Source organism: Rufibacter roseolus (assembly GCF_017916365.1).
GTDB classification, from domain to species: domain Bacteria; phylum Bacteroidota; class Bacteroidia; order Cytophagales; family Hymenobacteraceae; genus Nibribacter; species Nibribacter roseolus.
The window spans coordinates 1,589,444-1,603,399 of the sequence record NZ_JAFMSU010000001.1 but is presented as its reverse complement, the minus strand read 5'-3'; the positions used below and the strand labels follow the sequence as shown (position 1 = coordinate 1,603,399).

Genomic DNA, 13,956 nt, shown 5'->3' with positions numbered 1-13,956 from the left:
ACGGTACTACTAAGACCTCCCGCTTGCTTTCCCTCAACTCAGGACTCAAGACTCTGAACTCAGGACTCTCTTCCCAAACTTGCCCACCATTACATACAGAAACGCCACAAAACAAAGGGCAGCAGCGCCCCAGAAGACATAAGGAATAGCGCCTATCTCATTTCCGTAGATCCAGCCGGAGGCGAAAGCACCGATACCAATACCGGCTTCCAACGCGATGTACACTGTCGCCATGGCGCGGCCACGACGTTCCGGGTGGCTCAGGTCGATGGCCCAGGCGTAGAGCGTGGGTGAGTTCATGCCCGTCCCGAAACCGTACAGGACCGCCGCGCCCAGGAACATGGTTTTGTTTTCGGCTAAGCCCAGCACCACCATGGAGATAGCCATCAGGAAAGTGGAAACCCGCAGAATGGGAACTCGTCCGAAACGATCTGAGGCACGACCTGCCAGAAAGCGCACGCCTATGGAGGAAACCGTGTAGAAAGTAAAGAACAGTCCCTTGTTCTGGATGCCCAGGTGCTCGCTGAAATCGGGCGTGACGGTGAGAACGGCGCCGTAGCAGAACAGCGTGAGCAACATTACAATGAAAGTGGGCATCACCCGCGGTTCAAAAATCTCATCCTTCTTGATGCGCAGCAACCCGGCCCTGAATTTCTGCGGATTGGGCAGTGTCTCCTTCAGGTTTACCAGCACCAGAATGGACAGCAAGGCCATGCCGGAGGAGGAATAGAAAAGCGCATCCAAAGAGAAATGCCGACTGAACTCCCCGCCAATGGCTGGTCCGGCCGCCAAGCCCAAACTTCCGGCCAGACCGAAAATCCCGATGGCGGCGCCCCTCCGCTCCAACGGCACAATATCCGCGATGTACGCTGCCTCGCCCGTGGGCGTAAAACCGGTGGAGAACCCGTGGATGAGCCGCAGCAGCAGGAACGCAAAAACAGTGGTGAGCAGCGGGTACAGCAGACTACACAGAATACAGACTGCCACCCCGAAGTACATGACCGGTAACCGGCCCACGGTATCGGTGAGCTTGCCGCTGAACGGGCGCGAGAGGCCGGCCGTGAGCGTGAACAAACCAATGATGTAGCCTTTGTAATCGGCGCCGCCCAGGTGGGTGAGGAAGTTGGGCAACTCCGGGATGATCATGTTGAAACTGGCCGAAAAGAGAAATGAACTCAGGCACAGCATCCAGAAACGAAACGAATAGGTACTAGTAGCGGGGGCAGCGGTAATCATAATTGGCGCAAAGGTCTGCATTTTTAAGACAATCCACGCGGCGTTTCTCCCCCATTTTCCCCAAAACAATACAAAAACGGTATTTAGGTTTCTGCTGCCAGGTGGCCGTGCCGAAGACTCAGGACTCTTTTGTATCTTCCGTGCTCAAGTGCTCTCTATGAAAAAACAACTCAGAAACGCCGCTGCTTTGCTTCTTCTGGCCGTTGCGTGCCGGCAACCCGCCCAGAACAGCGCCGCTGGTGGCGTGAATAAATTCAGCGATGCTACCCTGCGCAGAATCTACACCCTGCAGGACGAACGCAAAACCCAGGCTCTGCTGGAATTTCTGGAACGCCCCGAAACCATGTACCGCCGCGAGGCAGCCCTGGCCTTCGGATCGGTGCAGGACAGCACCGCCGTTCCCGCTCTATCCTCAGCCCTGAAAGACCCGGAGACCGAGGTCCGGAAAGCAAGCGCCTACGCTTTGGGGCAGATAGGAAGTGCCTCGGCAGAACCGGCGTTGATGGAAGCGTATAACCAGGAGCAGAACATTCCGGTGAGGGCCGAGATTCTGGAGGCCTGGGGCAAATGCGCATCACAGAACGGGTTGAACATGATCTCCAGGTACACGGCACAACCACAGATGGAGGCGGCGCAGGCCTGGGCCCTTTACCGCGCCGGCCAACGGAAACTCAATTACACCGGCGCCATCACCAAGGCCGCGGTGCTGCTGGCCTCAGGCCAGGAGGAAGCCCGTCTGGGTGCCGCCCACTTTCTGGGCCGCACTGCCAAACTAGACCCCAGTCCGGCCAAAGCACAGGTGTTTAAAGTAGTACAGCAAGACCCTAGTGCCAACGTGCGCATGGCAGCAGCCCTGGCCCTAGGCAAAATGGCCGATACCGTGGGCCTGGCTCCGGTGGTAAACGCAGTGCTCCGGAAAGACACCGATTACCGCGTCCGGATCAATGCCGTGCGGCCTTTGTATCAGTTGCCTTATGAAGCGGTACAGGTTGCTGCCTGGAATGCCCTGTCAGACAAACACCCGCTAGTGGCTCTCTCCGCTGCCGAGTACCTGACCGCCAAAGCGCCCGCCACTGAATCTGCGCGGTTACTGAAAGCAGCCGAGGAGCAGAAAGACTGGCGCGTGCGGGCCACCTTGTTTGGGGCTGCCCTGGCCTCTGCGGGTCAAAAACAGCCCGTAAGCCAGGAAATCCAAAAGCGGTTTGCCTCAGCGAAAAATCCTTACGAGAAAGCGGCCTTGCTTACGGCCCTCAGCAAAGACGCCACCCAGTACCCGTTCATTGAACAACAGACCTTTAGGGCGGCGCACCCGGCCATCAGCACAGCAGGTATTGAAGCGTTGGCAGCCATCAGGGGTCAGAAAAACTTTGACGCCTCGGCGGCGCCTGTTTTTAACCAGATTTTCCAAAAAGCCATCCAATCCGGGGATGTAGCCATGGTGGGCATCGCGGCGGGCGCCATCCGGAACCCAGACCTGAAGATGAAGGACGCCTACGCCGACCGTGCTTTCCTCACGCAGGCCCGTGACAAACTCACCCTGCCCCGCGATATTGAGACCTATCTGGAACTGCAGAAAACCCTGGATTACCTGGAAGGCAAAACCTCGGCGCCCATTCCGGCTACCCCCTTCAGTCACCCCATCAACTGGGCCACGGTGAACAAGCTGCAGAAAACCCAGAAGGCCCGCCTGAAGACCTCCAAAGGCGACATCACTTTTGAGCTGCTGGTGGAAGATGCACCAGGCTCAGTCGCAAACTTTGTAGAATTGCTGGAGCAGGGCTTTTTCAACGGCAAGAACTACCACCGCGTGGTGCCCAACTTCGTGGCGCAGGGCGGCTGCCCCCGCGGCGACGGCTGGGGCTCCACTGACTACGCCATCCGCTCTGAGTTCGCGGACCTGAACTACCTGGAAGGCTACGTAGGCATGGCCTCGGCGGGCAAAGACACCGAGAGCTGCCAATGGTTCATCACCCACTCTCCCACCCCGCACCTGGACGGCAAATACACCATCTTCGCTCGCGTGGTAAAAGGTATGGACGTGGTACATCAGTTGAATATTGGGGACAGGATTGAGAAAGTGGAGTTGGTGAGGTAATACAACTGACCTTGTTGCTTCTCACTAACCTAAGCCAAGTAGACAATTATTCCTGATGAAACAGATATTCATTGTTCTTATCCTAATTAGCCTTATTACCACAGGCTACACTGGCAACCCTATTGAAAATTTTCCAATTGACAAGTTGCAAGAAGGTCCTAAGCTACAACAGGGTACTGCTGCTATGAAGATACAGGAGTTGAAAAAGAAAGGCTTTCTGCATGATATGGCTAAGGACTCCTATCATAGTAAGAAAATGGTGAAGGAAGCCCAACTCATTCTTAGGAATATGGTGGAGGAGATAGAACGCAATTACCCTAACCTTAATCAAGAGCAGGAATTAGCCATCCTCAAAAGAAGCATTGAGAACTTCAACGCACTATCAGAAAAGGATAACAATGACATTGACACTTTAGCGCGAGAGCAAATTATCAATGAAATGGAGCGGATAATCACAACATCCGGGTTTAAAACCAATATTACGATTATTGATAAATGGCGCACTTGGTAATGAATCTATAGAGCCTTTGCTCTAACTTATAAAATGCAGAAGCCGCTCCAAATTTGAAGCGGCTTCTACATTTTATCTGAATCTATTTCAGAGCTGCTTTTCAGAAAACAGCCTAAGCCGTTGGGTGCAGCGGCACAAACACTACTTTCTTCGTCTCAAAGAAATCTTCCTGAAAGTAACTGCTCAAGTCAAACACTTTGTGCACCAGACCAGACTCAGCTAGTTCCTCGGTTAGGTCGCCACCTTTGAGGTAGTACAGACCTTGACCGGGCACTGAGTCTTTTTTGTAGCTGAACTGAATCCATTGGTAGAAAGTAGCCAAGCGGGCCACAGCCCGGCTGACAATGAAATCATACTTTTCGTGCACCTGCTCGGCACGAGTGTGGGTGGCTTTCACGTTATGCAGGCGCAGTTCCTGGGCAATCTCCTGCACCACATGGATCTTCTTGCCTATAGAATCTACCAGGTGGAACTTCACCTCAGGGAACATGATAGCCAAAGGTAATCCAGGCAAGCCACCGCCGGTGCCTACGTCCATCACAGAGGTGCCCGCCGGAAACTGCACCACTTTGGCAATGCCCAAGGAATGCAGCAGGTGGTGCACCACAATGTTGTCCATGTCTTTGCGGGAGATCACGTTGATTTTGGAATTCCACTCTACGTACAGCTCCGCCAGGCGCGCAAACTGCTGCTGTTGTTCTGGGGTGAGATCTGGAAAGTAATGGGTAAGGATATCCACAGATTGTGCGTTCATAGGCTCAAAGATAACGAAAGGAGTCCTGAGTTTGTCAGAAGTCAGTAATGGTGGTTTTGTTTTGAGGCTGTTTTCAGGAAAAGGGTCTTAAATCTCCTATACTTCAAGTTTGAGCGGAGCGGTAACTTGGAGTAAAATTGACTGCCAGTTTGTAACTGGCGAAATACGATACCTGATTATGGTCAAAGCCAGTTACAAACTGGCTACATGATTACCCACAAGTTACCGCTGCGCTCAAACTTGCGGGAGGTTGGTGTATCAATCCGTTTACAACCCATTTCTGTAAAACAGGCCCTAAGCACAGAAAGCAGCCACATGGGCTGCTTTCTGCTAACATTTCAACTTTAAAATCTTGCTACGTGATACTTGCTAGATCAGGTGCTTTTTGTTTTTCACCATGTCATAGAGCAACTCGCGGGCGCGGTGCAGTTGGGCCTTTACGGTACCCAACGGGGCGCTGAGTTCGGTGGCAATCTCCTCGTAAGACAGCTCGTCAAAGTAGCGCAGCGTTACCAGGCGCTGGTACTTGTCTGGCAGCTTGCTCACGATGTACTGCATGATCTCGATCTTCTGGTTCTTGATGGCAGACTCCTGCGGGTTCAGGTTGTTGTCTTTGAAATCAATGGTGATCTCATCGCCGTTATCGATCTTGATGGCTGAGTCAATGCTCATAGTCTTGATCTTGTTCTTCCGGATGAAGTCAATACAGTTGTTTGTGGCGATACGGAAAAGCCAGGTACTGAAGGCGTACTCCGGATTGAATTTATGCAGGTTACGGAAGGCTTTCGCGAAGGCTTCAATGGTGAGGTCCTCGGCATCATCGGCGTTGCGCACCATCTTAAGGACTACGTGGTAAACCGGCTTTTTGTAGATCTGCATCAGCTCGGCGTAGGCCTTCTCATCTCCGTCTTCCACCGCTGACTGGATCAGTTTAAAATCGTGTTTCGCTTTCGCGGAGAATTGTTTGTTTACTTCCATCTTACCTTTTTAGTCGTTAAAACAGAGATCCCGATCCCTATGTAATTGAGGTAATATCCTAGTTCCAATATGGGCAACAGCCACCACTTGAGCGGGTCTTGCAGGCGGCGGGCCACCGGTAGGTACGTCCCGTACAGTCCGGCATACCTCACCCCAATAATGAGGCCAACCCATAGCAGTTGATACTGTAAACCTAAAAGAACAGGTGATATTACATAAAATAGCCCATTTGACAAGACAAAAAGTCCGAGTCTGAACTGCTCCTTCTTCTGGTACTGCCGCCCTGCCGCCAAATGTCTCCGTTTCTGGCGCCACCAGTCGCGCCACCGGCTTTCCGGGGTGCTGCTTGTCTGGGCGTCTTGGTCAATGACAATCTGGACGGCAGAGTGTTTGGCAGCTTCCTGCACAAATAAATCATCGTCCCCTCCCAAGGACCTTATATGGGAGGCAAAGCCTTTGTTACGTAAAAACGTTGATTTGGTATAAGCCAGATTTCTCCCCACTCCCATATACGCCTGGCCCTTCTTGGCAAACGACAGATACTGCATCGCCGTTAAGAAGGTTTCATAACGGATCAAATGATTTAAGAATCCATATATCTGCATATACGGAGAAACGCCTAAAATGATATCATTTTGGCCTAAAAAACCGCTGGCCATGTACTGCGCCCACTGGGCAGAAAGGGGCCTGCAGTCGGCATCGGTGAGCAGTAAGTGCTCATACTGAGCAGCTTTAATACCCAGAAAAAGGGCGTATTTTTTTGGGCTCATGAGCGCCGGGGTTTCCTTCACCCGCAGTAATCTAACGTTGGGGTGCTCCAATTCATATTCTTTCACCAGCACATGGGAGCCGTCCCAGGAACGGTCATCTATGATAATGATCTCCACTGGCTGCGGATATTCCTGCTCCAGCAACAGCGGCAACAGCTCTTTCAGGTTCTCCACCTCATTATGGGCACAGACAAGAATGGACAAAGGCGGCAAAGCCGATGGTGGGGCTACCTCCTGTCTTTGGTGAAAAGCGAGCGGCAGGAAATAGTAGAACTCATAAAACAACTGCACCAGCACGCAGGCCACCAGCAGATAGAAGAGGGAAGCAGAAAGAATGAATGAGTAGTCCAAAGCAATTGAAAACAGAATCCAAAAATAGCACAAATATTCATGCGCAGCCTACCCGCAGGGCGGCAGAACAAAAGGTTGTTTGTATCTTTGCCGTTTGGAAAAGCGTGGGTTGCCTAACCGCCGCCCACACCAGCTATAAACAAGGCTTTTCCAGCACTTTACCCCTTGTACATGACCTTTGATTTAGTAGCGAAAGATCCCGCTTCCAAAGCCCGCGCCGGTGAGTTGACCACCGCGCACGGCAAAATACAAACCCCTATTTTCATGCCGGTGGGCACCGCCGGCACCGTGAAAGCCGTGCACCAGCGCGAGCTAAAAGAAGACGTAAAGGCCCAGATTATCTTAGGTAACACCTATCACCTGTACCTGCGGCCAGGACTCAACGTGCTGGAGAAAGCCGGCGGCCTGCACAAATTCAACGGCTGGGATTTCCCTATTTTAACGGACAGCGGCGGGTACCAGGTGTTCTCGCTCTCGGGCACGCGCAAGATCATTGAAGACGGCGTGAAATTCCGCTCGCACATTGACGGTTCCTCACACCTGTTCACCCCCGAGAACGTGATGGACACGCAGCGCACCATCGGGGCGGATATCATCATGGCCTTTGACGAGTGCACACCTTACCCCTGCGATTACACCTACGCCCGCAACTCTATGGAACGCACCCACCGTTGGCTGCAACGCTGCATTGACCGCTTTGACTCTACGGAGGGCAAGTATGGCTACGAGCAGACGCTGTTCCCCATTGTGCAGGGCAGCACCTACAAAGACCTGCGCATCCAAAGTGCGGAGACCATCGCTTCTAAAAACCGGCCCGGAAACGCCATCGGCGGATTATCGGTAGGCGAGCCTGCCGAGATGATGTACGAGATGACCGAACTGGTCTGCGACATACTGCCCAGTGACAAACCGCGTTACCTCATGGGCGTGGGCACGCCAGCCAACATCCTGGAGAACATCGCCCTGGGCGTAGACATGTTTGACTGCGTGCTGCCTACCCGTAATGCGCGGAACGGCATGCTGTTTACTACCCAAGGCATCATCAACATCCGGAACGAACGCTGGAAGGAGGACTTCTCCCCCATTGATGCGGAACTTGGCGGCTACGTGAGCACGTTTTACTCTAAGGCATATCTTCGCCACCTTATGCATGCCACTGAGATGCTGGGAGCCCAGATTGCCAGTGTGCATAACATCACCTTCTACCTGTGGCTGGTGGGCCAGGCGCGCGAGCAGATCATTGCCGGCACCTTCCGGACCTGGAAAGATGAGATGGTGAAGAAACTAATGACACGTTTGTAATTAAGAATTAGGAATTAACAATTAGGAATTAAGAATTGGAAGCTGATGAATCCCGCTATTTGCATGGAAAATCAATTCCTAATTCTTACTTCTTAATTCATAATTGAATAAGTGTGAAACTGAAGCTATTAGATAATTACATCCTCAAGAAGTTCCTGACCACGTTCGTGTTTGTGGTGATCATCCTGATTGCGGTGATCTGCGTGATTGACTTCGTGGAGAAGAATGATGACTTCATTCAGCATAACCTCTCTGTGAAGATCATTCTGGTGGATTACTACATGAACATGATCCCGCACTACATCAACATGCTGAGCCCCATCACGGTGTTTATTGCCACAGTGTTTGTGACGGCCAAACTGGCTTCGCACACCGAGATTGTGGCCATTCTGAGCAGCGGGGTTTCCTTCAAGCGGATGCTGGTGCCCTACATCATCGGGTCAGTGATCATCGGGATTTTCATCTTCTTCTTTTCTTCCTACGTGATTCCTACGGCCAACAAGACGCGGGTGGCCTTTGAAATTAAGTACGTGAAGAACCCCTATACCTTTGAGGGCCGCAACGTGCACTTCCGCATAGGCCCAGATTCTTACGCCTACCTTGAGAGCTATAACAACCACGCCGATGTGGGCTACAAATTCACGCTGGAGACCATCAGAAAGCAGGAACTGATCCGGAAACTCTCCTCAGAGTCTATCCGGTGGGACAGCACCAAGCAGAAGTGGCACATGGACTCCTACACCCTGCGGACCTTCAACGGCGACAAAGAAACGGTCTTCAACGGCGGCGCCATTGACACCACCCTCAACCTGCTGCCTAAGGACTTCGCCAGTACCTACCGCCTCAAAGAGACCCTCACCAATGCCGAGCTGAACAAGCTCATTGACGAGAAAATCCTGCGGGGCGCCACCGATGTAGAGATGTACATGACCGAAAAATACGAGCGAATGAGCTATCCGTTCGCCATCACGGTTCTCACCATTATCGGGGTGATTCTGAGTTCCCGCAAGGTGCGCGGCGGCGTGGGTCTGCAGATTGCCTTGGGCTTCGTGCTGGCGTTTATCTTCATCATCTTCGTAATGATGAGCAGAAGCCTGGCCTCGGTGGGCGGGATTCCGCCGCAGCTGGCCGCCTTCGTGCCTTTGTTCGTCTTTAGTATCATCGGGATTGTCTTGTACCGGACGGTTCCCCGATAATTGTTGGCACAGACGCTCGCAGGACCTCCGGACGCTGCGAGGTCTTCTGAGCAAGCGCTGTCCTGTAAGCACCCCAAAACTCCCTTTCTAATTTAGGAGGGGTGCCCGCAAGGCGGGGTGGTGAAGCGCTCCAAGCCGCTTTCCTGTTTCAGGGCCATTTTTCAGAAAACGGCCTGGGAACCACCCACCCTTCCTAATTCTTAATTCCACATTCCTAATTCCTGATTCTCTTGCAAACCCCTCGCCTCAAAGATTTCCTGGAACTTCACTTTATTATTCTGCTGTGGGGCTTTACGGCCATTCTGGGGAAATTCATCTCAATTCCGGCGGTGGAGCTGGTGTTTTACCGGACTATTCTGGCGGCGGTGGCACTGGCTGTGGTCATCAAGGTCAGGAAAGGGTCTCTGCGGATTGGCCGGCGGAATATTGCCAAGATCCTGGGAGTGGGTTTCTTGATTGCAGCGCACTGGATTCTGTTCTTCGCCTCGGCGCGGGTGGCCTCAGTGTCTATCTGTCTAGCAGGTATGGCCACGTCCAGCCTCTGGACCTCTATTCTGGAACCCATCTTCACGAACAAGAAAATAAGGCCGCATGAGGTGGCTTTGGCCCTTTTGATTCTTGTGGGCCTGTACGTCATCTTCCGGTTTGAATTTGACCATGCGGTGGGCATTTCCATGGCCGTGGGCTCGGCGTTTCTGGCCTCCTGCTTCACCATCATCAACAGCAGACTCACCAAACAGCACGCGGCTACCACCATCACCTGCTATGAGATGGCCGGGGCTTGGCTGGCGACGTGCCTTTTCTTCCCGTTTTACCGCCAGTTCATGACTGATACAGGCGAACTGCACCTTGCCCTTACCTGGGTTGATGTGCTTTGTATTGCCATGCTGGCTCTGGTCTGCACGGTCTACGCGTACACGGCTGCCGTGCGCCTCATGCACAAGTTCAGCGCCTACACCATGAACCTCACCGTGAACCTGGAGCCGGTGTACGGTATTCTGCTGGCTTTCTTCATCTTCAAGGAAGGCGAGCAGATGTCTGCGGGCTTTTACTATGGGGCCGCAATTATCCTGTTCAGCGTGTTTCTGCACCCTATCCTGGAAAGTGTGATCAACCGGCGCCAGAACCGCTTAAAGGACGCCTTGCCAAACTGAGTAATCCTCTGGAAAAGGTAACGGCCCTTCGGGCGCAGTTTTGAACAAACCGTACATCGTTGAACCCGAACCTGACATAGACGCGTACACTGCGCCCAATTGGTACAGCTGCGCCTTCAATTCGGTCAGCAACGGGTACCGGGGAAACAGGCTAGCCTCGAAGTCATTCACCACCTCGTTTTTCCAGGTGCTCATGTCCTGCGCCAACAGCGTTTTAAGGCTCTTTTCAGGGAAACGGGGCGAAACTCCGGCGTAGGCCTCGGCGGTGCTGATGGCAAAGTTGGGGTAGACCAGCAGTAGGTGCCAGCCTTGCAGATTCAATGGGATGGGTTCAAACACATCGCCTTTCTCCAGTGCCAGCACCGGCTGGTTCCTGATGAAGAACGCGCAGTCGCTGCCCAGTTGCCGGGCGTAGTTTTCAAGGGCCTCATTAGACAATCCCAAAGCAAATTGCTGGCTCAGGAGTTTGAGCGTGAAAGCGGCATCGGCGGAGCCGCCGCCCAGGCCGGCCCCCATGGGAATGACCTTGTGCAGGTGCATCTGGATGACGGGCAGTTCAAAGTCGCGGCGCAGGAGTTCGTAGGCTTTCCAGCAGAGATTAGCGGTGGGAGCGCCCGGCACCGGCAATCCTGAGAGCGTAAAAGAGGCCTCTCCCTGCACGGGCAGAATCTCCAGAGCATCTGTCCACCCTACAGGATAGAAACAGGAGACTAGGTTGTGGAACCCATCGGGGCGCTTCTCCACCAGTTGCAGGCCCAGGTTTATCTTCGCGTTCGGGAATTGAATCATGCCCGCAAGATACTAGTGATTGGTAATTAGTTGTTAGTGTTTAGTGCCCATGAACCGGGGAATAGCCATACAAACATTAAATTTGGTATCTTCCGTTTTAAACCTGTTTTTAAGAAATCAGACTCAAAACGTTTTCTTGAAAGGGCTATCATTTCTTAATCACTATTTATTGCCTGTTTTGTCAATCCAATAGCAGCATCAGCACCTTAAAAATTAGCACATTACTCATGTATCTGCCTTACGGAAAACGCTTGCTTGACCTTCTGCTGGCCGGGAGTGCGCTGCTACTGCTGTGGCCCGTAATGGTATTGGTGGCGGTGGTTCTGTGGGTGGGGTTCAACGGGCAGGTTTTGTTCCGGCAGCAGCGCCCGGGCCTGCATGGCAAGCCGTTTGCGTTCTATAAATTCGTGACCATGACCCAGGCGCGGGACCTGCACGGAAACCTTCTCCCCGATGTCCAACGCCTTACCCCGCTGGGGAAATTCATCCGCAAAACTTCCCTGGACGAACTACCGCAGCTCTTCAACGTGTTACAAGGTAAGATGAGCATTGTAGGGCCACGCCCGCTGCTCATGGATTACCTGCCGCTGTATTCCCCGGAGCAGGCTCGCCGGCACGATGTGAAACCCGGTATTACGGGTTGGGCACAGGTCAACGGCCGCAATCTTTTGGGCTGGGAAGAGAAATTCGCTTATGACGTATGGTACGTGGAGCATGTGTCTCTACGGGTTGATCTGCTGGTTTTATGGCGCACCATAAAGCACTTGTTTAAACCCGAAGGCATCTCGGCCCCGGGCACAGCCACCATGGAGCGCTTCACCGGCTCCTCCAACCCCTCTTCCTCATGAATACCGTTAAACAAAGAATTGCTATTGTAGGTGCCGGCGGACTGGGCCGCGAGGTGCTTATGCTTTTGCTGCAGATAAACCAGGCTACGCCCAAATGGGAGATTGTAGGGTTCTATGACGATGCCCCTTCGGCCCACCCCACCATTTGCGGCTACCCGTACCTGGGCACCGTAGATCAGCTCAACGACACCGAAACCCCGCTTTGCGTGGCCATTGCCATAGGCAACTGCGCCGCCAAGACAGACGTGGCCGACCGATTATTGAGTCCTTTATTGAAATTTCCCGTGCTGGTGCACCCCTCGGTGCTGTGCAACCCCGAGCAGAAAAACCACTTTGGCGAAGGTACCATCATCTGCCAGAACTGCATCCTGACAAACAACGTAACCCTGGGGCGGCACGTGCTGCTGAACCTGGCCTGCACCATTGGGCATGACGCGATCATAGGTGATTTTTGCTCTTTAATGCCGCAGGTAGCGGTAAGTGGCTGTGTACGTTTGGGCGCGGGTGTGTACGGCGGCACCAACAGCACTATTTTACAAAACAAAAAAGTGGGCGATTTCACCACCATAGGTGCAGGCGCGGTGGTAAACGAAGACCTGCCCAGTTACTGTACCGCCGTGGGGGTCCCGGCCCGCATCATCAAACAGACGGCATGAGCCAAAAAGGAGAATTCATTTACCTATCGCCTCCGCACATGGGCGGCAGGGAACAGCATTATGTGCAACAGGCTTTTGATCAAAACTGGATTACCACCGCTGGCGCCAACGTGAACGGCTTTGAGCAGGAATTGGCCAGCTATACAGGAGTACCGGCCGCAGCCGCTTTGGCATCGGGCACCGCTGCCTTGCACCTGGCTTTGCTTGCCTTGGGCGTAGGTCCCGGAGACGAGGTCTTCTGCTCTACGTTCACCTTCGTGGCCAGTACCAATCCCATCCGTTATGTGGGCGCCACCCCTGTGCTCATAGACAGTGAGCCCATCACCTGGAACCTCTGCCCTAACGCCCTTGAAGCGGCCCTTCAGGACCGCCAGAAGAAAGGCAAGCTGCCCAAAGCCCTCATGCTGGTGCATCTCTACGGCATGCCTTCCAGAATGCAGGAAATCCAGGAACTTGCCCAGCATTACGGAGTGCCCATCATTGAAGACGCCGCCGAAGCCTTGGGCTCCAGATACCACGGTCGTTTATTGGGTACTTTTGGGAAATTAGGGGTTTTCTCCTTTAACGGAAACAAAATCATCACCACCTCAGGCGGCGGCGGCCTCGTGTCTTCTGACCCCGATTTAGTAGAACAGGCCCGCTGGCTGGCGATGCAGGCCAAAGATGACTTGCCGTACTATCACCATACCACCATGGGCTACAACTACCGGCTGAGTAATATTTCTGCCGGTATAGGTCGGGGACAATTGGAAGTATTGGAAGAAAGAGTACAGCAACGCCGTAAGATATTCGCCAACTACCAGGAATTGCTGCAGGACGTGACCGAACTAGAATGGCACCATGAACCTGAGGGTTTCCACTCTAACCGCTGGCTCAGCTGCTTCACCATCAAAAAAGGGAGCCAACTTACCCCAGAGGCCCTACGCCAGCAATTGCTAGCCGTCAACATTGAAAGCCGTCCGCTCTGGCAGCCCATGCACAGGCAGCCGCTCTATCAATCCTGCGACTACTTTGGTGACTACGTGAGCGATGATTTGTTCGCCCGCGGCCTTTGCCTCCCTTCCGGCTCCAGCTTAACCCTCTCAGATCAGGAACGGGTAGCTGATGTCATCAAAAAAGCGTTTTAGGTCTGATTCAGGGAAAATAGGCAAAACCTGGATTTGAGCAGATAGATTGATTGAACAGATGGAAAGCCTCAAACCCTTCAGATCAAGTCATAGGCTTTCATGAGGAATGAAAGGATCAGACTCCCCCCATCCACCTATTGACTGACAACATTCCCAATCCTGATCAATCAAATAAATCCCGTAAATCCT

General features: G+C 53.0%; 13 protein-coding genes. 8 read left to right on the top strand and 5 right to left on the bottom strand.

The window, feature by feature from the left end; translation table 11 throughout:
* Window positions 1–45 precede the first annotated feature (45 nt).
* Entirely contained in the window at window positions 46–1,236 is a 1,191-nt protein-coding gene (locus tag J3P35_RS06350; RefSeq protein ID WP_210463495.1) for an MFS transporter, read from the bottom strand.
* A 157-nt stretch (window positions 1,237–1,393) separates the two neighbouring features.
* On the opposite strand from J3P35_RS06350, the gene J3P35_RS06345 reads away from it, so the two are divergent.
* Both J3P35_RS06345 and J3P35_RS06340 read left to right on the top strand, forming a co-directional pair.
* On the top strand, window positions 1,394–3,331 hold the full coding sequence (locus J3P35_RS06345) for a peptidylprolyl isomerase (RefSeq protein WP_210463494.1): 1,938 nt from the start codon (window positions 1,394–1,396) through the stop codon (window positions 3,329–3,331).
* Window positions 3,332–3,386: 55 nt separating this feature from the next.
* Window positions 3,387–3,842 carry a DUF5713 family protein gene (locus J3P35_RS06340; protein WP_210463493.1) on the top strand — a complete coding sequence of 152 codons (456 nt, stop codon included), beginning with the start codon at window positions 3,387–3,389 and terminating at the stop codon, window positions 3,840–3,842.
* 112 nt (window positions 3,843–3,954) lie between these two features.
* On the opposite strand, the gene rsmG is transcribed toward J3P35_RS06340, so the two are convergent.
* The 3 genes from rsmG to J3P35_RS06325 all read right to left on the bottom strand — a co-directional run bounded on the left by rsmG (window position 3,955) and on the right by J3P35_RS06325 (window position 6,695).
* Complete coding sequence (gene rsmG, locus J3P35_RS06335) at window positions 3,955–4,596, bottom strand: 16S rRNA (guanine(527)-N(7))-methyltransferase RsmG (protein WP_210463492.1); 642 nt, start codon at window positions 4,594–4,596, stop codon at window positions 3,955–3,957.
* A 369-nt stretch (window positions 4,597–4,965) separates the two neighbouring features.
* Window positions 4,966–5,574 (bottom strand): RNA polymerase sigma factor, encoded by a 609-nt coding sequence (locus J3P35_RS06330; protein ID WP_062542709.1) that lies wholly within the window; start codon window positions 5,572–5,574, stop codon window positions 4,966–4,968.
* Window positions 5,565–6,695, bottom strand: coding sequence for a glycosyltransferase (locus J3P35_RS06325; protein WP_210463491.1), 1,131 nt, complete (start codon window positions 6,693–6,695; stop codon window positions 5,565–5,567). The genes J3P35_RS06330 and J3P35_RS06325 overlap by 10 nt, the downstream gene beginning before the upstream one ends.
* A gap of 171 nt (window positions 6,696–6,866) precedes the next feature.
* Here J3P35_RS06325 and tgt point away from each other — a divergent pair, with 171 nt between their 5' ends.
* From tgt to J3P35_RS06310, 3 genes are all read left to right on the top strand, one after another.
* Window positions 6,867–7,997: a tRNA guanosine(34) transglycosylase Tgt gene (gene tgt / locus J3P35_RS06320; RefSeq protein ID WP_210463490.1), complete on the top strand. Its 1,131-nt coding sequence runs from the start codon at window positions 6,867–6,869 to the stop codon at window positions 7,995–7,997.
* 119 nt (window positions 7,998–8,116) lie between these two features.
* Complete coding sequence (locus tag J3P35_RS06315; protein WP_210464118.1) at window positions 8,117–9,193, top strand: LptF/LptG family permease; 1,077 nt, start codon at window positions 8,117–8,119, stop codon at window positions 9,191–9,193.
* A 230-nt stretch (window positions 9,194–9,423) separates the two neighbouring features.
* Window positions 9,424–10,347, top strand: coding sequence for a DMT family transporter (locus tag J3P35_RS06310; protein ID WP_246849993.1), 924 nt, complete (start codon window positions 9,424–9,426; stop codon window positions 10,345–10,347).
* Here J3P35_RS06310 and ispE read toward each other — a convergent pair.
* Complete coding sequence (ispE, locus tag J3P35_RS06305; RefSeq protein ID WP_210463489.1) at window positions 10,324–11,136, bottom strand: 4-(cytidine 5'-diphospho)-2-C-methyl-D-erythritol kinase; 813 nt, start codon at window positions 11,134–11,136, stop codon at window positions 10,324–10,326. The two genes, J3P35_RS06310 and ispE, sit on opposite strands and share 24 nt — an antisense overlap.
* Before the next feature lie 251 nt (window positions 11,137–11,387).
* Between ispE and J3P35_RS06300 the strand changes: the two genes are divergently transcribed.
* From J3P35_RS06300 to J3P35_RS06290, 3 genes are read left to right on the top strand one after another with little or no spacing between them, the layout of a single operon-like run.
* A complete protein-coding gene (locus tag J3P35_RS06300; RefSeq protein WP_317195359.1) occupies window positions 11,388–11,984 on the top strand; it encodes a sugar transferase in 597 nt (198 codons plus the stop codon).
* The gene (locus tag J3P35_RS06295; RefSeq protein WP_210463487.1) at window positions 11,981–12,640 is read left to right on the top strand and encodes an acetyltransferase; all 660 of its coding nucleotides are present in this window, start codon (window positions 11,981–11,983) and stop codon (window positions 12,638–12,640) included. The genes J3P35_RS06300 and J3P35_RS06295 overlap by 4 nt, the downstream gene beginning before the upstream one ends.
* Complete coding sequence (locus tag J3P35_RS06290) at window positions 12,637–13,767, top strand: DegT/DnrJ/EryC1/StrS family aminotransferase (protein WP_210463486.1); 1,131 nt, start codon at window positions 12,637–12,639, stop codon at window positions 13,765–13,767. The genes J3P35_RS06295 and J3P35_RS06290 overlap by 4 nt, the downstream gene beginning before the upstream one ends.
* Window positions 13,768–13,956 lie beyond the last annotated feature (189 nt).

What these genes read in the sequence shown, in the direction of transcription:
- ispE (WP_210463489.1), bottom strand. Translation starts at nt 11,136, where the DNA reads ATGATTCAATTCCCGAACGCGAAGATAAACCTGGGCCTGCAACTGGTG.
- rsmG (WP_210463492.1), bottom strand. Translation starts at nt 4,596, where the DNA reads ATGAACGCACAATCTGTGGATATCCTTACCCATTACTTTCCAGATCTC.
- J3P35_RS06340 (WP_210463493.1), top strand. Translation starts at nt 3,387, where the DNA reads ATGAAACAGATATTCATTGTTCTTATCCTAATTAGCCTTATTACCACA.
- J3P35_RS06290 (WP_210463486.1), top strand. Translation starts at nt 12,637, where the DNA reads ATGAGCCAAAAAGGAGAATTCATTTACCTATCGCCTCCGCACATGGGC.
- J3P35_RS06330 (WP_062542709.1), bottom strand. Translation starts at nt 5,574, where the DNA reads ATGGAAGTAAACAAACAATTCTCCGCGAAAGCGAAACACGATTTTAAA.
- J3P35_RS06350 (WP_210463495.1), bottom strand. Translation starts at nt 1,236, where the DNA reads ATGATTACCGCTGCCCCCGCTACTAGTACCTATTCGTTTCGTTTCTGG.
- J3P35_RS06295 (WP_210463487.1), top strand. Translation starts at nt 11,981, where the DNA reads ATGAATACCGTTAAACAAAGAATTGCTATTGTAGGTGCCGGCGGACTG.
- tgt (WP_210463490.1), top strand. Translation starts at nt 6,867, where the DNA reads ATGACCTTTGATTTAGTAGCGAAAGATCCCGCTTCCAAAGCCCGCGCC.
- J3P35_RS06345 (WP_210463494.1), top strand. Translation starts at nt 1,394, where the DNA reads ATGAAAAAACAACTCAGAAACGCCGCTGCTTTGCTTCTTCTGGCCGTT.